18 protein-coding genes are annotated in these 18,544 nt (G+C 69.4%); 9 read left to right on the forward strand and 9 right to left on the reverse strand.

All coding sequences use genetic code 11. From position 1 onward, the window contains the following. The first annotated feature begins 9 nt into the window (after positions 1 to 9). Both ACWF0M_RS06910 and ACWF0M_RS06915 read left to right on the forward strand, forming a co-directional pair. Positions 10 to 495 (forward strand): cupredoxin domain-containing protein, encoded by a 486-nt coding sequence (locus tag ACWF0M_RS06910; RefSeq protein WP_452234671.1) that lies wholly within the window; start codon positions 10 to 12, stop codon positions 493 to 495. Further along, on the forward strand, positions 492 to 1,811 hold the full coding sequence (locus tag ACWF0M_RS06915) for a hypothetical protein (protein ID WP_452234672.1): 1,320 nt from the start codon (positions 492 to 494) through the stop codon (positions 1,809 to 1,811). Before ACWF0M_RS06910 ends, ACWF0M_RS06915 begins: the two co-directional genes overlap by 4 nt. Here ACWF0M_RS06915 and ACWF0M_RS06920 read toward each other — a convergent pair. From ACWF0M_RS06920 to ACWF0M_RS06940, 5 genes are all read right to left on the reverse strand, one after another. Continuing rightward, positions 1,772 to 3,013, reverse strand: a complete 1,242-nt coding sequence (locus ACWF0M_RS06920) for a glycosyltransferase 87 family protein (RefSeq protein WP_452234673.1) — start codon at positions 3,011 to 3,013, stop codon at positions 1,772 to 1,774. The genes ACWF0M_RS06915 and ACWF0M_RS06920 overlap by 40 nt on opposite strands. Beyond that, positions 3,010 to 3,666: an HAD family hydrolase gene (locus tag ACWF0M_RS06925; protein ID WP_452234674.1), complete on the reverse strand. Its 657-nt coding sequence runs from the start codon at positions 3,664 to 3,666 to the stop codon at positions 3,010 to 3,012. Before ACWF0M_RS06925 ends, ACWF0M_RS06920 begins: the two co-directional genes overlap by 4 nt. Before the next feature lie 83 nt (positions 3,667 to 3,749). Continuing rightward, a complete protein-coding gene (locus ACWF0M_RS06930) occupies positions 3,750 to 4,544 on the reverse strand; it encodes a DUF4097 family beta strand repeat-containing protein (RefSeq protein ID WP_452234675.1) in 795 nt (264 codons plus the stop codon). 98 nt (positions 4,545 to 4,642) lie between these two features. Continuing rightward, the gene (locus ACWF0M_RS06935; RefSeq protein ID WP_452234676.1) at positions 4,643 to 5,920 is read right to left on the reverse strand and encodes an AAA family ATPase; all 1,278 of its coding nucleotides are present in this window, start codon (positions 5,918 to 5,920) and stop codon (positions 4,643 to 4,645) included. Next, positions 5,920 to 6,579 carry an SAF domain-containing protein gene (locus ACWF0M_RS06940; RefSeq protein ID WP_452234677.1) on the reverse strand — a complete coding sequence of 220 codons (660 nt, stop codon included), beginning with the start codon at positions 6,577 to 6,579 and terminating at the stop codon, positions 5,920 to 5,922. Before ACWF0M_RS06940 ends, ACWF0M_RS06935 begins: the two co-directional genes overlap by 1 nt. Positions 6,580 to 6,747: 168 nt before the next feature. On the opposite strand from ACWF0M_RS06940, the gene ACWF0M_RS06945 reads away from it, so the two are divergent. Then, entirely contained in the window at positions 6,748 to 6,996 is a 249-nt protein-coding gene (locus ACWF0M_RS06945; protein WP_452234678.1) for a helix-turn-helix domain-containing protein, read from the forward strand. A gap of 873 nt (positions 6,997 to 7,869) precedes the next feature. On the opposite strand, the gene ACWF0M_RS06950 is transcribed toward ACWF0M_RS06945, so the two are convergent. Further along, on the reverse strand, positions 7,870 to 8,418 hold the full coding sequence (locus ACWF0M_RS06950; protein ID WP_452234679.1) for a hypothetical protein: 549 nt from the start codon (positions 8,416 to 8,418) through the stop codon (positions 7,870 to 7,872). Positions 8,419 to 8,587: 169 nt separating this feature from the next. Here ACWF0M_RS06950 and ACWF0M_RS06955 point away from each other — a divergent pair, with 169 nt between their 5' ends. From ACWF0M_RS06955 to ACWF0M_RS06970, 4 genes are all read left to right on the forward strand, one after another. Beyond that, complete coding sequence (locus tag ACWF0M_RS06955) at positions 8,588 to 10,342, forward strand: LysM peptidoglycan-binding domain-containing protein (protein ID WP_452234680.1); 1,755 nt, start codon at positions 8,588 to 8,590, stop codon at positions 10,340 to 10,342. 311 nt (positions 10,343 to 10,653) lie between these two features. Continuing rightward, positions 10,654 to 11,226 (forward strand): hypothetical protein, encoded by a 573-nt coding sequence (locus ACWF0M_RS06960; RefSeq protein ID WP_452234681.1) that lies wholly within the window; start codon positions 10,654 to 10,656, stop codon positions 11,224 to 11,226. Positions 11,227 to 11,237: 11 nt separating this feature from the next. After that, entirely contained in the window at positions 11,238 to 12,401 is a 1,164-nt protein-coding gene (locus ACWF0M_RS06965) for an Rv3235 family protein (protein ID WP_452234682.1), read from the forward strand. Between the two features lie 139 nt (positions 12,402 to 12,540). After that, positions 12,541 to 13,458: a VanW family protein gene (locus ACWF0M_RS06970; RefSeq protein ID WP_452234683.1), complete on the forward strand. Its 918-nt coding sequence runs from the start codon at positions 12,541 to 12,543 to the stop codon at positions 13,456 to 13,458. On the opposite strand, the gene ACWF0M_RS06975 is transcribed toward ACWF0M_RS06970, so the two are convergent. Then, entirely contained in the window at positions 13,459 to 13,785 is a 327-nt protein-coding gene (locus ACWF0M_RS06975) for a cupin domain-containing protein (RefSeq protein WP_452234684.1), read from the reverse strand. It abuts the gene before it with no gap. Positions 13,786 to 13,863: 78 nt separating this feature from the next. On the opposite strand from ACWF0M_RS06975, the gene ACWF0M_RS06980 reads away from it, so the two are divergent. Next, the gene (locus ACWF0M_RS06980; RefSeq protein WP_452234685.1) at positions 13,864 to 14,571 is read left to right on the forward strand and encodes a helix-turn-helix domain-containing protein; all 708 of its coding nucleotides are present in this window, start codon (positions 13,864 to 13,866) and stop codon (positions 14,569 to 14,571) included. Between the two features lie 13 nt (positions 14,572 to 14,584). Next, on the forward strand, positions 14,585 to 15,610 hold the full coding sequence (locus ACWF0M_RS06985; RefSeq protein ID WP_452234686.1) for an aminoglycoside phosphotransferase: 1,026 nt from the start codon (positions 14,585 to 14,587) through the stop codon (positions 15,608 to 15,610). Here ACWF0M_RS06985 and ACWF0M_RS06990 read toward each other — a convergent pair. Both ACWF0M_RS06990 and ACWF0M_RS06995 read right to left on the reverse strand, forming a co-directional pair. Beyond that, on the reverse strand, positions 15,591 to 17,483 hold the full coding sequence (locus ACWF0M_RS06990) for a hypothetical protein (protein WP_452234687.1): 1,893 nt from the start codon (positions 17,481 to 17,483) through the stop codon (positions 15,591 to 15,593). The two genes, ACWF0M_RS06985 and ACWF0M_RS06990, sit on opposite strands and share 20 nt — an antisense overlap. Beyond that, on the reverse strand, positions 17,480 to 18,538 hold the full coding sequence (locus ACWF0M_RS06995) for a glycoside hydrolase family 130 protein (RefSeq protein WP_452234688.1): 1,059 nt from the start codon (positions 18,536 to 18,538) through the stop codon (positions 17,480 to 17,482). The genes ACWF0M_RS06990 and ACWF0M_RS06995 overlap by 4 nt, the downstream gene beginning before the upstream one ends. Positions 18,539 to 18,544 lie beyond the last annotated feature (6 nt).

Raw genomic sequence — 18,544 nt, forward strand, 5'->3', positions numbered from 1 at the left:
CCTGGACCGATGCGTTCGACGCTCACTCGCGGTGCCGCCACCGCTCTTCTGCCCGCCCTCGGCATGCTGGTCCTGGCCGGCTGCGGCGGAAACGACGCCAGCGGCAGCACCACCCCTTCGCCGAGCGCCCCGGCCAGTACGCCGACGTCGACCCTCCCCACCAGCACCCCGACCCCTGGCTCGCCGAACGCGAGCTCGCCGTCGAACACCGCCGACCCGTCCGGTGAGCAGGCCGATGTCACCGTCGACGTCACCGTTGCCAACGGCAAGGTCAACCCGAGCGGCGCGACGATCAAGGTGAAGGCCGGTCAGACCGTGCTGGTCAAGGCGGTCAGCGACGTCGCCGAGGAGCTGCACATCCACGGGTACGACAAGGAGCTGGAGCTCGCCCCGGGCAAGCCCGTCTCGGTCAAGTTCACCGCGAACATGAAGGGCACCTTCGAGGTCGAGACCCACAAGAGCGGCAAGCTGGTCGCCAAACTCGTTGTCTCATGATGCTCCCGCTGCACGGGATCGGCGGTCGTCAGGACCTGCCGATTCCGTTCGGGCTGGCGGTCGGTGGGGCCGCGGTCGCGGTCGCGTTGTCGTTCGTCGTCCTCGGGCTCGCCTGGCGTAGTCCGAAGTACCGCGGCGACGCGTCCGGCGTACCGTTGCCGACCGCAATCACCCGGACCGTCGACGCCGGCTGGTTCCGGTGGCTCGTCCGGCTGCTCGGGCTGGCGACCTTCCTGTACGCGATGGTGTCGCTGGTGTTCGGCGTCGACCGGCTGACGAACCCGATCTTCGGCTTCATCTACATCCTGGTCTGGGTCGGCCTGGTGCCGATCTCACTGCTGTTCGGGCCGGTCTGGCGGACGCTGAACCCACTGCGCACCCTGCACCTGCTGCTGTCGAAGCTGCTCCGCCAGCCGCCGTCCAAGGGTCTGCTCGAGCTTCCGGCCTGGGTGGGTCTGTGGCCGGCCACGCTGGGCATCTTCGCGTTCACCTGGCTGGAACTGGTCGCGCCGGACCGGGCCACGATCCCGGTACTGCAGGCGTGGATCGCGTTGTACGTCGTGATCACGCTGTTCGGCGCGGTACTGTTCGGCGACCGCTGGTTCGCGCAGGGCGATCCGTTCGAGGTGTACGCGACCCTGATGTCGCGCCTGTCGCCGTGGGGTCGCCGTACCGACGGGCAGCTGGTGCTCCGCCGGCCGCTCGAGAACCTGGACGGCCTTCGCGCGCAGCCCGGACTCGTGGGGATGGTGGCGGCGCTGCTCGGCTCGACGGCGTACGACGGGTTCTCGAACTCGTCCGCCTGGATCGGCTGGGCGCAGAACCAGAACATCTCGATGACGTGGCTCGGCACCGGCGCGCTGATTGTCTTCATCCTGTTCGTGCTGATCACGTACTCCGGCGCGACAGTCCTCGCCGGCCGGCTCTCCGACAGTTCGCGGACCTCGCTACCGGGCCTGTTCGCGCACTCCGTCGTACCGATCGCATTCGGGTACGTCGTCGCGCACTACCTGACCCTGTTCATCCTGGAAGGGCAGCGGACGCTGATCTACCTGAGCGACCCGCTGAGCAACGGCGCCAACATCTTCGGCACCGGACTCCTCGCCGTGAACACCGGCATCACCAACCACAGTGCGGCCATCGCGCTCATACAGGTCATCGCAGTGGTCTGCGGCCACCTCCTCGGCGTCATCTCGGCCCACGACCGCGCGGTCGCCCTGTTCCCCCGCGCAAAGGCCCTAGCCGGCCAGCTCCCCCTACTGATCGTCATGGTCGGCTACACCTGCGGCGGCCTGCTACTGCTCTTCTCCTCTTGAGCCTTCGGTAGGCCGCGGCTGGTGACGACGAGCAGGATGAAGGCGATCATGCCGACGATCAGGTGTGAGTTGCCGGGGATCGACTGCCAGAAGGTCCAGTCGAGTTCCCTGTCGTCGCGGAACGGGACCCACCAGATCGAGCGCAGTACGAACAGGCCGTAGAACAGCACACCGGTGACGGCCGCGGGGTTGAGGCCCCACACGCGGTTGACGCCCCGGATCAGGCTGACGCCGAGCGGGATGATCCACACCCAGTGGTGGCTCCACGAGATCGGCGACGCGTACAGGACCGCGAGCGCCATCACGGAAATCGCCGTCACGCGCTCGTCCGCGAGCCAGTACTTGCGGGCCAGCCACAGCACCGCCAGCCCGAACGCGGCCGACAGCACGAACCAGGTCGGCTGCACCCAGCTCGCCTCGTTACCGATCCGGTGCAGGAAACCGTTGAACGACTGGTTGCCGGTGTACGCGATCCCGCCGACCCGGTTGGCGTCGAGGATCACGTCGGTCCAGTACCGCCACGACTGGTGCGGCACGATCGCGAACCCGATCGCCATCGTCGCCAGCAGCCCGAGTACGGCGTTGCGCAGCGCACGCCACTGCTTCGTGACCATCAGCAGCGCCAGGAACGGCAGCGGGGTGAGCTTGACGCCGATCGTCACGCCGAGCCAGAACCCGCGCAGACGCGTGTCGTTCGGCCGAATCAGGTCCAGCAGGATCATTGCGGTCAGCAACAGGTTGATCTGGCCGAACTGGATCGTCTGCCAGACCGGCTCCAGCAGCAGCGACAGTACGGTCAGCGCGATCAGCACCGCCGTACGCTTCCGCTGGGTGACGAACGACCAGAACGTCTTGGTCAGGCTCGCCCGCCACAATGCGGTGATGCACAGCACCGAGAGGGTCGTCCAGGCGACCAGCGCGACACCCCACGGTACGGCGGCCAGCGGGACCATCGCGATCGCCGCGAACGGCGGGTACGTGAACGGCAGGCCCGAGCCCGCCAGGTGTGCGTCGTACAGCGAATCGCCGTGCAGCAGGACCGAGCCGCCCATCCGGTAGACGCGCAGGTCGATCATGCCGCCGTACAGGTGGCCGATCCAGGCGCCGAGCGCCACGAGGACCGCGCATCCGGCGATCGCGATGACGACGCGACGACCAGCCGGCCGAGTGGGGGAGGAGGTTGCGGGAGTGGTCACGGTCACGTCAGGTCGGCTCCGAACAGGGTTTCCAGCGCTCGCCGGGTCTCGTCGTACTCGGTGTGAAGAATCGCGGTCATTCCGATCGCGCGGGCGCCGTCGACGTTGAGTTGCAGGTCGTCGACGAACACGCACTCGGCCGGCTCGAGGCCGAGCCGGCTCGCGGCGAGCTGGAAGATCTCCGGCTCGGGTTTGCGCAGGCCCACCTCGCCGGAGATGACGATGTCGTCGAACATCCCGTCCCACGTGTCCCGCGGATAGGTGTTGCCCCAGGAGTTCGACAGCAGCGCGGTCCGGATCCCGCGTTCGTTCACGCGGCGGACCAGCGCGGCCATCGCGGGCTGGTGCTCGAAGTGCGCGAACATCCGCTCGATCAGTCCCTCCGCGGGAACCGGCGTACCGTCGCGGCGGACCAGGATCGAGGCGAGTTTGCGCTCGAAGTCGGGGACGGCGATCTGGCCGCGTTCGAGCGCGTGCACCGGGTTCAGCTCGGCGGTCACGCTCTCGGAAGGGAGCCATTTCAGGACTGCTTCGAGGTAGGAATCGAAGTCGAAATCGTCCACTTCCGCCCAGCGCCGCAGCGCCGGCTCCAGACCCGAGGTGAGCACGCCGCCCCAGTCCACCAGCAGACCACGCGGCACCGCCCGCACCTCAACCATGCGCGCAAGCCTACTCAGAAGGCCCCCGCCCTCACCCTCCCGACCCTCACCCTCACACCCTGTGCACGCTCTCCCATCCCCAGTCAGTGGTTGTATTCGATGGAGACGTCACCCGAGGACGTCTTCGCCGTGATCGTCCGGGTCGCGTTGGGATTGTTGCTCACGTTCGCCGCCTCGTCGCCGGACGACGTCGCGGTGTCCACCTTGTACGACTCGGTGCCGGACGGGATCCGGATCGAGACGTCGCCCGAGCTCGTCTTCGCCTCCACCGTCTGCGGGGCGACGGCGAAGTCCAGCGACGTACTGCCGGAACTGCTGTGCGCCGTCACCGAGGTCGCGGTGAGCCCGTCCGCCTCGAGATCACCCGAGCTCGACTTGAGGTCCAGCGGCCCACGTACGTCGTGCACCTCGATGTTGCCCGAGCTGCTCTTCAGCTCCGTCGCGCCTTCGATCCCCGCGATCGTCATGTTTCCGCTGCTGCTCTCGACCGTGAGCTTCAGGTCCCGCGGCACCGTCAGCACGTACGTCGTTTTGCACCCGAACGACAGGAATCCGCAGCCGCCGCTGTTCAGCTCGAGCGTGCCTTCGCTCTCGTGGTACTTCTCGCTCGGATCCGAGCCGAACATGTTCCGCGAGGACTGCCGGTCGACCTTGATCTCGGTCCCGTCGCCGGGCCGCACCTCGATCGTCGCGGAGCCGCCCTTCACGAGCAGCGAACTGTCGTGCACCGGGTAGCTGGTCTGGCTGTTCTTGGTGCCCTCGGTCAGTCCGGTGAGCGCCCAGTACGCGCCGCCGAGGATGAGGGCGACCGAGATGGCGATCCCGTACCGCCGCTCGACGCTCATCGAGCTCCGCGGCCGGCCTTGGACATCGGACATGACGCTCCCTCAGGTGCGGGTCGAAGTACGTCCAACCCTGGCACACAACGGCCCTGCTGTCGGCGGGGATGTCCCCCAACTCGACCCTGAGTGCCGGGTCAGGCGGGGACCGAATGGAGGTCGTTGGCGATCGCCGTGGCGAGCTGCTGGAACGCCTTGCGGAGCTTGCTCGACTTCGCGGCCTCGGCGAGGCTGCGCCCGTGCGCGACCGCGGTGTCCGTCGCACTCAGGTCGTACGGCAGCAGGGCAGCGTGGTCGATCCCGGCGTACTGCCGCAGCGCATCCAACGCCGCGTCCCCCGGCGACCCGCCGAGCGACCCGGACCGCAACCGGTTCACCACCACACGCGGGTTGACGGACGGTACGACGGCGCGCAGGTCGTGGACCGCCCGGATCAGGCGGGTCAGACCGACCGGATCCGCCGTACCCACGACGACGACCTCGTCGGCCTCCTCGAGCGTCACCACCGTCGCCCCGTTGCGCCGCGGCGCCAGCGAGTCGAACGAGATCTCCTCGTCGGTCTCGATACAGAACCCGGCGTCGACCACCGTCATCGGCGCCAGCGTCCGCGCGGTCGACCAGACCGCCTCGACCGCCGCGGGCCGCAGCTCCGTCCACCGGTCGGCCCGGCTGAGCCCGGTCAGCACCAGCAGATGCGGGTTCACCTCGCGCGCGTGCCGGGCGAGCATCACCATGTCGAGCGATCCGTTCGACGCCGATCGCGCCGCGGCGGCCAGGCCGGAGGTCTCGTCGAGCATCCCGAGCATCTGCGCCACGGTCCCGCCGTACACGTCGACGTCCGCGAGCAGCGTCGGGACCCGTTTCGCGGCAAGTTCACAGGCGAGGTTGACCGCGACGGTCGTCCGCCCGGGCGCGCCGGTCGGTCCCCAGACTGCCACCAGCCGACCGGTGCCTTGCGGGAACGCGGGCGGCTGCGGGTTGCCGGCATTCTCCGGCGAGAGCGGCACGAAACCGCCCGCGAAGTGCGAGTTGGTGATCGGCGGGCCGGCGTCGACCGCATCGGAGATCGCCCGGCCGAGGTCCGCCGGGCTCACGTCGGCGGGCAGGATCCGCTCGATCCCCATCCGGCTCAGCCGGTCCTCGGCGCCGAACGGCGCACCTGTCTCGGTCGGGTCGACCAGGGCGAGCACGGCGATACCGCGGGCATAGAGCGCGGCGACCGCATCGGACGACAGCCGCGGCAGCGCGTCGGCGAGCAGCACCGCGCGGGCCTGACCGCTCGCAGCCGCCGCCATCACATCGGCGATGTCGACACAGCGCCGTACGATCCGGATCCCTGGAGCGCCCTCGGTCCGCCGTACGACGTCTGCCTCCCACGGCGCCCCGGTCACGGCTAGCAGGACTGGGACCGACATCAGCCGTCCTTCCGGACCAGGGTCGGCTCGCCCGTGCTGATCGCGGTGAGGGCGGCCGGGATCCGGGGCAGATCAGCCGAGGCGAGCGCGATCGTCACCTGTCTACGCGCCGAACCGCCTGAGACACCCTTCACCGAGTCGATCTGCAACACGCGAACGCTGCTCCACAGCGCCCGGGCGGGCTGACCCTCCTCCTTCGGCACCACCCACACGTCCACCACATCGCCGGGCGCGGTGTCCGACGGCAGACGCCCGGCCGCCACCGACAGCGGGAACTCGGTGCGGTCCTGGTCGGACTTGGGTACGGCGGCGTCCTTCGGCACGAACTCGCCCTGACCGACCGTCCGGCCGACGACCAGACCCTTCAGATCGGCGTCGGCGGACAGGTACCGCCCCGCGTCGTCACCACTGGTGAAACGGACATGGACCGTGGTCAGGTCGTCGTTGGTCAGCGGGGTCCCCGCCTTGAGCTCGTGCTTGGCCGCCCAGATCGTGGTCGTGTCGTCGGCGGACGACAGCAGCTTCGCGCCGGCCAGCGCGGTGACGGCGACCAGCAGCACGCCGAGCACCAGGCGGCCGTCCTTCCAGCGCGCCTTCCGGCTGCGCTGGGCCGGAGCAGCCGGCGCCCCGAAGCCACTTCGCACTGCTGTCTCGACCACTTCGTCTCCCCAGTCGGTGGATCGCTGATCCCGGGACATTCTGCCTGGTTGCCGCTCGAAGGGTGAACGGTCATCCACAGGCTGTCATGGCCTGGGGACAAACACGGCCGTCCACTCGCCAACCGTGGCAAACTGAAGGAACCAGCCACTATCCGAAGGAGCACGACGATGCCGGGTCCCCGCTTCCTCCAACTCGCCGACGTCGCCGAGGTCCTGAACATCTCCGCCAACCAGGTCTACGCACTGGTCCGCCGCGGCGATATCCCCGCCGTCAAGATCGGCGGCCGCGGCCAATGGCGAGTCGAGTCCACCGAACTGGAAAAGTACATCGAACGCCTCTACACCGAAACCAAACAATTCATCACCACCCACCCCTTCGGCGAAGAAGCAGAAACCCCCGAAGACGCCAACCTCTAACCCCCCACCCGCCCCCGACGAGCTGGCGCCGGAGGCTGCACACAGGACGTGGGGTCCACACACACGAAGTCGTGTCTGCGCACCGGAACTGGGACCCGCACACAGGAACTGGGGCCTGCACACAGGAGCTGGGGTCTGCGCACAGGAAGCGGGGCCGACGCACACGCGGCGGTGCCTGAGCACAAGCAATTACCTGTCCCCACACCCCGGAAGGGGTGCACTCGCCAGCGGGCCGACGCTCGGAGGCGGCGAGAAGCGGGTCCGCGCGTACGCCGTCGTGCCTGAGCACAAGCAATTGCCTGTTTCCACACCCCGCAACGCGCACTCCCCCGACAAACTGGCCCCCGGAGCGGCGCTCACAAACTGGGGCCTGCGCACAGGCAGCGGGATCTGCGCCCGCGCGGCGGTGCCTGAGCACAAGCAATTGCCTGTTCCCACACCCCGCAAGGGATGCACTCGCCAGCCGGCCGACGCTCGGAGCCGGCGGGAAACGGGCCTGCCTGTACGCCGGGGCGCCTGAGCACAAGCAACCACCTGTCCCCACACCACGCAACGCGCGCACTCCCCCCGACAAGCTGGCATCCGGTGCGGCGCACAGGAACTGGGCCTGTGCACAGGAACGAGGGCCTGTGCACAGGAAGCGGGGTGTAGGCACACGCCGAGGTGGCTGAGCACAAGCAACTGCCTGTTCCCACACCCCGCAACGCGGGCACTGCCCCGGCGGGCTGGGGCGCGGAGCGGGACGCGCGAGCTGGGGTCTGCGCATAGGAAGTGGGGTCTGGGCCGACGCCGCGGGGGCTCGGAACAGGCAATTGCCTGTTCCCAGACCCCGGGAGGGGTGCACTGGGTCGGCGGGTGGGCGGCGGGTGGGGGTTAGCGGCGGCGTAGGGCGCGGAGGGCTTGGGTGGGGACCAGGCGGACGTTGTAGACCTCGGTCCGGCGGCGGGGGGCGTCCAGTGGGTGCTCGGCGAGTTCCAGGAAGTCGGCGCCGACGCGGTCGATGGTGCCGGTGACCGGGCCGCCACCGCTGCAGAACAGGGTGACCGGTGAGCGGTCCCGGGCGATCCCCCTCAGCAGGTGCGCAAGGCCTAGTTTCCCTTCGACGGCCCCGACCGCCGGCTCCGCCCACGGTCCCAGCCGGTGTACGGCGACCAGTGCGTCGACCGGGATCAGCCACTCCTCGTAGCGCTCGGTCTCGAGCAGCAGGCAGTCCTTGCCGACCCGGCTGAGCAGTCCGCGGACAGGCTCCGCGTCCTGCAGTTCGACGCGTACGACGGTGTTCACCGCCCCGCGCAGACGGTCCAGCACCGTGATCTTCCCGACCTCGGCGCGGATCCGATCGGCCACTTCGCCGTACAGGTCACTGTCCTGGAGCGCCTCGAACTGCGACTCCAGGTCTGCGAACAACGCTTCCCACCGCATGACCGTGAACCTACCGCTCCCCGGCATCACCGCGCCCTCCGACGGTCACCGTCCGCAGCGGAAAACGACGCAGCGTGCGTTAAGGACTTGCAAAGGTCCCGTAGAACCGGTCTATAGTGATCAAGCCAACGCAAACTAACGCAAACTCATAGGTCGGGGGCGAAGCGGGATGAACGCGATGATCCGGGCGATCAAAGGCGCGATCATGCTGGCTGCACTGGTCGGGCTGGGCCTGCTGCTGCGGTGGATCACCGCCGGCTCGATCACCGGCCTGCGGACGTACGACCTGGACTCGCTGACCAGGCTCGCCGTCGGGACGGTCGCGTGGATCGCGTACGGGTGGCTGGTGCTGGCCGCCGTACTCACGGCGCTCGAACAGATCCCCGGCGCGGTCGGCGCATTGGCCGGAGCCGTCGCGGGCCGCATCACGACCAAGACCGCCCGGGCCCTACTCCGCTCCGGCCTCGGCGTCGCCGCCGTCACTCCCCTAACAGTCGGCGCCGCTCACGCCGCCCCCGCCGACACCGCCCACGTCAGCCAGTGGACCCAGCCGTCGTCGGCCACCCAATCCACCAACAGCCGCGCCACCGTCCAACTCGGCCGCCGGGACACCTCGTTCCGCCACACCGAACCCCGCTCCACGGTCCAATTCGGCGGCATCGACGCGTTCTACGGCGCCACCGAACCCCACTCCACGGTCGAACTCGGCAGCACGGACACGTCGTACGGCGCCACCGAGCCGCGCTCCACCCACTTCGGCAGCAGGGACACCTCGCACGGCGCCATCCAGTCCCGCTCCACCGTCGAGACGGGTGACACGGACACGTCGTACCGCGCCACCGAACCCCGCTCCACGGTCCAGTTCGGCGGGGCCGATGCGTCGTACGGCTCGACCGAGCCTGCATCCTCCGTGGAGCTCGGCGGTGGCAACAGCGCGGCGGATCAATCTGCGCGCGAGTACCGGGCGACCGAGCCCCGTTCCGCTGTCGAGATTGGTGGCTCCGAGACCTCGCCGGCGCGGGCTGTCCGGAACCGCGCCGACTACCGGGCGACCGAGCCGGCGTCCAGCGTGGAGATCGGCGGCCCGGGGGCCGGCCTGCATCGGATGAGCACTGACAGCACGGCTGACCGTCAGAACAGCAACGAGTACCGCGCCACCGAGCCCCGTTCCGCGGTCGAGATCGGGAACTCCGAGGGTAAGCCGCAGGCACCGCAGGACCCCACCGACTACCGCTCCACCGAGCCGCCCTCGCAGGTCCGCCTGGGCCACCCCATCCAGAGCGCGCCGGACCGTCCCGCCACCCCGAGCACGCGTGCGCCCGACAACCCCACCCGCAACACTCCGACCCCGAACCGCCCGGGCACCCTCGGCCACCCCGCCACCGGCCGCACCTCTACTGACCGCACTTCCACTGACCGCGCCTCTACTAGCCATCCCTCCACCGGTCGGGCGGCTGCTGGCGATCCCGCTTCGGGTCGGTCGGATGCCTCTGGCGCGGACGCGGCGGGGCGGGTGGATGGCGGACGTACGGGGTCTGGTCGGCCTGTTGCTCCCGGCGGGTCTGTGGACTCGCACGCGACGGATGGTGGCGGACGGAAGGGTGGGAATGACGTGCCCGCGGGTGGGCGGGTGGGGGTGCCGGATCGGCCTACCGCTGGTGCGCCGACGCGGTATACCGCGCTGCGGCCGGGTGTCCCGGTGCGGGTCGTCGTACGGGAAGGTGACTCGCTCTGGAGCATCGCCGCCCGCGAACTCGGCTCTGGAGCGACGGCTGAAGCGCTCGCCGCACGCTGGCCGGACTGGTACGCCGCGAACCGCCACGTGATCGGGGACGACCCCGACCTCATCCTCCCCGGGCAGGTACTCCGCGTCCCGCCCGCGCCCACCGGCGACCACCTCCCGCCCCACCACCAGGAGCAGTGACATGAGCCAGCCCCACAACCTCCGGCCGGAAGACCTCCCGCTGGAAGACCTTCAGCCCGCTGCTCCGCTCGCCGCCGTCCCCACCCGTACGACGGACCGCACCGGAGCCCCCGCCACTCCCGAACATCCCGCCCCCACCCACCCGGACGCACCGGAGGCTCACATGAACGTCCCCACCCCCACCTCACCGTCAAGCAAACAGCCTGAGGCGAATGCGGCGGACACGCCGACTGCTACAGGCACGGGGACGTCGACTGGCACGGGCACTGGTACGCCGGCTGTAGCTGGCACCGGTACGTCGGCTGCCACAGGTGCAGGTACGTCGTCAGCGACTGCTGCAGCGGGCGGGCCGGAAGGAGCTACAGCTGCCGGAACTTCGGTTGCTGGAGCTGAGGGGGCTGACGCTCCGATTGCCGGCACCGAGCTCACTGGCACCGCGGCTGCTGGTGCAGCGGTCGCCGGTGCAGCGGTCGCTGACACTCCGGCCGGTGCAGTGGTCGCTGGCACTCCGGCCGCTGAAGCCCTCGTTGATGGCATTGCGGTTGCTGACACTGCGGTTGCTGGCGCTCCGGTTGCTGGCACTCCAGTTGCTAGCACTCCAGTTGCTGGTGCCGCGGTTGCTGGTGCCGCGGTTGCTGGAGGCCCCGTTGATGGCGCTGCGGTTGCTGGACGCCCCGTTGATGGCGCTGCGGTTGCTGGAGCGCCGGTCGCCGGGAGTCCGGTTGGTGGTGCTGGGGTTGGTGGTGCTGGGGTTGCTGGGGCGGGGGTTGTTGGGGCGGATTTGGTGGGGATGTTGGCTGCGGTGGCTCGGCCTCGGTTGGCGTCGGTTGGTGGGGTGGGTGAGCACAGTGTGCCGGCGACTGCGCGGTACGCCGGGGAACTGACGGATGGGGCGTTGGCGTTGCGGTTGCAGGCGATTACGCGGCTTGGTGTCGTGTCTGCGCCGCGGCACCTGTCGAGCATTGACGCCTTCGCCACTCCTCAGACCCAGAACGCTCCCGCACCTTGTTCGAAAGAGCAGGAGAGCGCGGCCGTCGCATCCGCCCTGGACGTGCGGAGCGGCGCGGCCGTAGCTGCTCCGGAAGAGCACGGCGGTGCTGCCGTCGTCCCAGCTCTGGAGCACGGTGGTGCGGGCGTCTCACCTACCCAGGAAGGGCAGAGCGACGCGGCCGTTGCGGATGGGCAGTTCGGCGCGGTTGGCGCGGCCGTTGCAGATGGCCAGGGCGGCGCGGTTGGCGCGGGCGTTGCGGATGGGCAGGGCGGCGCGGTTGGCGCGGGCGTTGCGGATGGGCGGGGTGGCGCGGCGCGGCCGGGCGGGTCGGGTGGTGCGGCTTCGGCGGGTGTTGTGGGTGGGGCGACGGAGCGGGGGCGGAAGCTCAGTGTGGTGCCGGCGGTTGCGGGTGCCACGCACACGGTCGCGGCGCCTGGGCAGCCTGACGGGGCCCGGGCGTCGCTCAAGACAGTCGACACCACGTCTTCCGACACCGCACTCACCAACACCACGTCGGCCGACGCCACATCGGCCGACGCCACGTCCAGCACCACGCCAGCCCACACCACGTCCGCCGGCACCACGTCCAGCACCACGCCAGCCCACACCACGTCCGCCGGCACCACATCGACCCACGCCACGTCCAGCGCCACGTCGGCTCACGCTGTTTCCGGCGGTTCGTCGGTTGTTGCCGGGCGGGGGTTTGGTGACCGGGAGGGTGGGGTTCCGGTTTTGCCGGAGGTTGGGGTTTGGGGGGCTCGGATGGCTCAGGCGGTTTCGGAGGTGTTGGCGGGGGATCGGCCTATCTCGCAGTTGGTGCGGTTCACCGACGATGTGGTGTTCATGGAGCTGAATCGGCGGGTGCGGATGTTGGGGTTGAACTCGACCGCGGGCATGCGTGGGGCCAAGGAGAAGAGCACTGTGCGTTCGGTGCGGGTGTTCATGCCGGAGCCGTGTATTGCTGAGGTCGCTGCGCATGTTCGGCACGGGGAACGTTCGCGCGCGGTCGCGTTCCGGTTGGAGGTTCGCCGTAACCGGTGGGTGTGCACTGCGCTCGAACTCGGTTAGACGGTGCGCACATGCCGCGTCGAACTATTGGTGGGGGTTTGGCGTCTTACGAGGCGCAATTCGATTGTGCTGGTTCTGTCATGTGGCTGGGGACACGGCGGCGTACGGTGGCCGGGGTCGTCTTTCGGGGGGAAATGTGATGTTGGACAGTGCAGCCGCCACTTCAGCGTGGCAGGTGGATGTTCGGGAGTTGACTGCCGCCGAGCGGGCGCGTGTCCTCCCTGCGGTACGTCGGCGGCGGTGGAGTGAACGGATCCGCCTGCTGTACCCGTTGGCGGTGCGCTACCACCGTGCTGCCAAGCGGCTGGAGTGGATGAGGTCCCGCACGCCGTACGCCGTCACGCGCGACGTGAACGACCTTCCGACAAGAATCAAGCGGCACAAGTCGTTGCTGTTGCGGCAGCTCGGTGAGACCGAGATGTGGATGCAGCACAACAAGGTGACGAATCTGAAGCTCGCCTGCGCGCAGGTCGACGGGCTGGTGATCCGGCCGGGTGAGACGTTCTCGTTCAACAAGGTGGTCGGCAACGCGACCCGCCGTAAGGGCTACAAACAAGGGATGCGCTTGTCGAACGGGCAGGCCAAACCGGGGATCGGCGGCGGCATCTGCCAGCTGGCGAACCTGCTGCACTGGATGGTGCTGCACTCGCCGTTGACCGTGACGCAGCGGTCCACGCACAGCTTCGACCCGTTCCCGGACAACGGGCGGGTGCTGCCGTGGGGCGTGGGCTGCAGCATCGTCTACAACTATGTGGACCTGCAGTTCCGCAACGACACCGACCAGACGTTCCAGCTCCATGTCGGCGTCGGCGACCGCTATCTCGAGGGCGAGATCCTGGCCGACGTCCCGGCCGAGTCGTCGTACCGGGTGTTCGCGAAGGAGGAGCGGTTCCTCCGGGTCGGCGCGGACTACTTCCGGCGGAACGAGATCTGGCGGACCGTGATCGATCGGCGGACGGGTACGGCGGTCCGCGACGAGTTGATCCGCGAGAACGTTGCCCTGGTCAAGTACCTGCCGGTCGACGTACCGGTGCTGGACGTCGTACTCCCGGACTGATCACCCGAGCAGCGAGCACCCGTACTTCTCGAACAGCGCCGGCTCCTCGCTCGGGTTGCCGAACGTGTGGGGCACGCCGCGCGGTCCGATGATCCCGGACCCGGACGGTACGTCGTAGTCCTCGCCGTCGATCCGCATCCGCATCGTGCCGGACAGCACGTACCAGGCCTCGTCGTCGGTGTGATGAACATGCAGCGGCGCCTGCCACGCGACCGCGTCCGACGTACGTCCCGCGGCCTCCCACTCGGCGAGCACGAGGCCGGCTCCCTCCGGCGCAACCGTCCGCCCGAGCAGCGGAACCCCCGACAGATCATCGCGACGTGACACCGGAATCTCCTCCTCGCCGGAACCATTGCCCCAAGTCGCCGTCCGCAAACTGTCGGAGCGGCGTAGCACACTGGCAGCGTGACTGTAGCTGTCGAGCCGTACCGGGAGCGCCCCGCGCGCATCGCCGGCGCCGACCTGTGGACACGGACGGCGGAGGGCGGGGTGTACCGGATCCTGCCCGACGGCTGCATGGATCTGCTGCTGATGGACGACGACCTGTTCGTCGCCGGTCCGGACAGTCGCGCCTGGACGGGCAGTGCGCCGCGGGGCACGCGGTACGCCGGGATCCGGTTCGCGCCGGGTGCCGCGCCGGGCTTCCTCGGCGTACCGGCCCGCGAGTTGCTGAACCAGCGGGTCCGCCTCGCCGATGTGTGGTCGCCGAACCGAAGCCGACGCCTGCTGGATCGGATCCGCGCGGCGCCCGACCACGCGACCGCGCTCGATCTCGAGGTCGCCAGACTGCTCGAGCAACCCACCGACCGCCTATCCGTGCACGTACTGCGCAGCGTCCGCGGCGGCCTGCTCCGCGGCACGGCCGGGGTCTCCCGCCTGGCAGCGACGATCGGCCTCAGCGAGCGGCAACTGCACCGGCGCTGCCTGGACGCGTTCGGCTACGGCCCGAAGACGCTCGACCGGGTCCTGTGGATGAACGTTGCCCTCGACCACGCGCGCACCGGCGTCCCGCTCGCCGACGTCGCCGTACTCACCGGGTACGCCGACCAGGCGCACCTCACCCGCGATGTGAAAGCTCTCACCGGTCTGCCGCCGAAGACGCTCTTGGGCTGACAAACTGCTCCTCATGACCGAAGTCGGTACGACGACGTTGCGGCACAACCCGCTCAACGCGGTGACGGCGAACGTCGAGAGGGTGACGTACGCCGACGGCCGGACCGCCGTACGCAAACAACTGCGGCGGCCGGGCAACTCCTCCGGGCCGTGGGCCGCGTCGACCGACCCGCGGCACTGGAACTACTGGCGCCGCGAACTCGAGGTCTATCGCGACGACGAGCTCCGCGAGCAGCTCGCCGACGCCGGACTGGTCCTGCCCGCCGCGCAGGTCGACGAGCGGCCCGACGGCGCCGTACTGCTGATGGACGACATCGCCGGTACGCCGGGAACGCACTTCAGCCTCGCGGAACACGCAGTACTCGCGCGCGCCTGCGGCCGCTGGCAGGCCCGTCCCGCACCCGAACGGCCGTGGACGTCGACGGGCTTCCTGCGCGACTACTCGACGACTCGCGACGTTCCCTGGCACCTGATGACCGATGACGCGGCGTGGCAGCAGCCGCTCATCCGCGAGACGTGGCCGGCCGAGCTGCGCGAGGCCTGGACCGGCCTGCTGGTCCATCGTGACGCGCTGCTCGACCTCGTCGCGACGCTCCCCCGCGCCCGCTGCCACCTCGACTTCTGGGTGTCGAACGTGATCCAGCGGCCGACCGGCGAGCTTGCACTGTTCGACTGGTCGTTCCTCGGTGACGGCGCGCTCGGTGAGGACATCGGCAACTACATCCCGGACGCGGTGTTCGACCTGTTCTGGCCGGCCGAGCGCCTGCCCGAGCTGGCCGAGACCTGCATCGCCAACTACCTCGACGGTCTGCACGAGGCCGGCTGGCGCGGCGACCCGGATCAGGTGCGGCTGGCGGTGATGGCGTCCGGTGTGAAGTACGCCTGGCTCCTGCCCGGCTTGCTGGGCCGCGCCTCGGACACGACGCACAACGCCTACCACCGCCAGGTCGACAGCCGGTACCTGTTCCACCAGCGCGGCCAGGCGCTGCTGCACGTGGCCGACTGGTGCGCCGAGGCCCTCAGCCGATCACGACGGTGAAACCTCCCGGTACGACGAGTGGCTTGCCCCTCGCAACCAGCCGTCCGCTGGAGTCGTACGTGTACGCGTGCCCACTAGCGCCCACCACACGAGGACGGGTGTCGACGCTGACCAGCAGCGTCGCCGCTCCGATCCGGAGGCTGCTGATCGTTGGGAGCAGCAGTACTGCGTCCAGCTGAGCCGTGCCCGCCGACTGCGTGCTGAGCGCGGTCGCGTTGGCAGGAAGCGGGCTGGCGAGTGTCAGCGGTTGAAGGGCGCCGGGTGCAGCCGAGATGCCTTGCGGGCCGCAGACGTGGACCAGCGTGCCAAGGGTGCGGCCGCCGCTCGTCCAGGTGGTCCGGACCGGCGTGGGTGTGTCGACGAGGTTGACGACCGGGAGAACCAGACGCGGCTGCGCTGACGCCGGCACGGTCCACGTCGCCGTACCGTCGACGGAGAGGTAGGAGCCGTTGCTCCATTGGGATTCGCCGGTCCACGCCGATGGTGGTGTGACGACCGTACCGCCGGTGGCCGTCTCAGCCTCGATGATCTGGAGCCCGTCGTACGCCGATGCGCCTGACAGGCGGGCAACGTCCGGGCGGGCGTCGAGGGCGAGCATCGAGAGCTGCCCGTGGATCGTGGACTCGGCGCCCGAGTTGCGGTTGATCCTGCCGTCGCCGGAGATTCCGTCGTACGTGCGACCGGTGGTGGCGTCGTACATGGGCTGGCCGGCGCGGTTGGCGCCGAAGTACCAAGCCGCGACGAAGGCGGCGAGGTGTTGCTGGCCAGGGTGGTCGATCGCGAGGAGCGCCTGCAGGCGGGCGTCGACGCCGTACGCGATCTGGGAGCGGTCGATCGGCGTCGGGAGCCAGCCGTTGTCGGGTCCGCCCGCTGTGAGCAGGAGCGGAGTGAAGCCGGCGGTGTCGCCGATCGCTGCGGTCAGGAAAACGTTTTCGTTGAGCGCGGCCGAGGCAGCGGCGAGGGCCGACGGCATCTGGGCGCCCCAGGCGTGCCAGACCGAGATCGACTCGCCCCAGGGCAGAAGCGCCCGGAACGGCCACTCGCGCGTCGAGCCGGCGTGCAGCTGCGCGATGCCTTCGGCGAAACGCGTGAGGGCTTGACGGGCACGAGGCGATCCGCCTGCGTCGACGTACGCCGACAGTCCAAGGACCGCTTCGGAGGTGGCGTCCGCGCCGTTCACGATCAGCCAGGCGGGGAGGCGGCGGCCGTCGACGACGTTGTACTGGCCGTAGCGGATCAGGACCTGGCGTTCGAGGGCAGCGATCGCCGACTCGAGGCGGTCTTTCAGGAACTCGGCAAAGGCTCGGTCGGTTCTACGGAAAACGCTGTATCCCTCCCCCAATGCCCAGACGGTGCGGGCCAGCCAGTAGGACGGGCCGGAGTCCGAAGGGTCGGGGAGCTCTACCGGCTCGGCGCTCGGGTTGAGCGTTCCGTCGGGCTGCATCCAGAGCACGACGTTTCCGTTGGGCGACTGCAGGAACGTGAGGGCTCGCAGAAGGTCGCGGGCGGTCTGCAGCGAACTCGCCTGGTGGAAGAGTTTCCAGTGCCGCAGGTACACAACGGCTGCCCGCGCGATGTCGTCCGCGTTGTAGGCGCCTTGTCCGTAGGTGTTCGTCGCCGGGTCGTAGGTCCCACCACCGATCCGCCGGTACGAGCCGTCCGCCTGATGGTCGGCGTACGTCCACAGAACACCCAGCGGGCCGGAGCCGTACGTGGTGTGACCGGCGGCGGCTGGAGGTGAGACCGGAGCCCGGAGGAAATCGAGATGGGCGAGATTGGACAGGCGGGTGGCGGCAGCAGCGGGAAGGGTGACTGTGGAGGCGGCAGCCACCGCGAGTGCTCCGCCGAGGACGGTCCGGCGGGTGGGTTTCATAGCAGGCGGTCCAATCTGGCCACGCCGATGGCGGCGTCGGCCATGCCGTAGAAGACGTAGTGCACGCCTTCGATCTCTTCGATGGCAGTCGGGAACACGACGTTTCCGACCGTTCCGACCTTTTCCTCCTCGGTTTCCGGGACCATCAGGGGTTCGGTAGTCCGGGCGATGACCCGGGTCACGTCGTCGGCGTCGAGGATCAGCGCGCCAGCCGCGTAGCAGACCTTCTGCGTGGTGGGGTCGAAACCTTCCGGCTGCTCGCCGGTGACGCCGTGGTGGACCACCAGCCAGCCTTCGGGGATCCGCAGCGGTGCCGGACCGGCGCCGATCTTCAACTCCTCGAAGGGGTACTCCGGCATCGCGACCAGCCGGTGCTGACGCAGGTGGACGAGGTTCCGCAGATCGTCCTCGACGGCCGCGACGGGAACGAACGACACCCAGATCCCCGGGCGGTCGTCGGTGACCCCGGCGGGCAGATGAACGCCCTCCCCTTCGCGGAACCACCCGAGATCCCACATCGGTCGGTGCAGCATCGCGTACGACGGTTCGCCGTCCGGACCCGGCACCGGTTCGGGGAAGAAAACGGTGTCCTTGTTCGGGAACAGGTTGAGGTCGGTGTCCAGGTCCGGCTGGTACTCGAAGTGCAGCGGACCCAGCCGGCGCCAGTCCCGAAGATCCGACGACACCGCGAGCGCCGGCTTCGGCCCGAGCGGCCCGTAAGCGACGTACGTCATCACATGCAGCCCGAGCGACGGGACGAAGGTGACCCGTGGATCCTCCACGCCCGCGTTGTTCTTGCCGCGTTCCCAGCCTTCGTCCGGTGCGAGCACGACACCTTCGCGCCGGACGCCGACCGGTACACCGTCGGCCAGTTCGACGGCGGCCAGGCCGACCCGTGACACGTTGCCGTCAGCAACCAGCCGCGGCAGCAGGTACAGCTGGCCGTCGGGCGTGTGTCCGGTGGCCGGGTTCAGCACCCCCGCCGCCTCGAGTTCGTTGCCCGGCTCGGCCGTCATCAGGACGCCGACCCGAGTGAGCGTATAGGGAACAGTCACGGAAAA

This window comes from Kribbella sp. NPDC055110, from assembly GCF_053607525.1.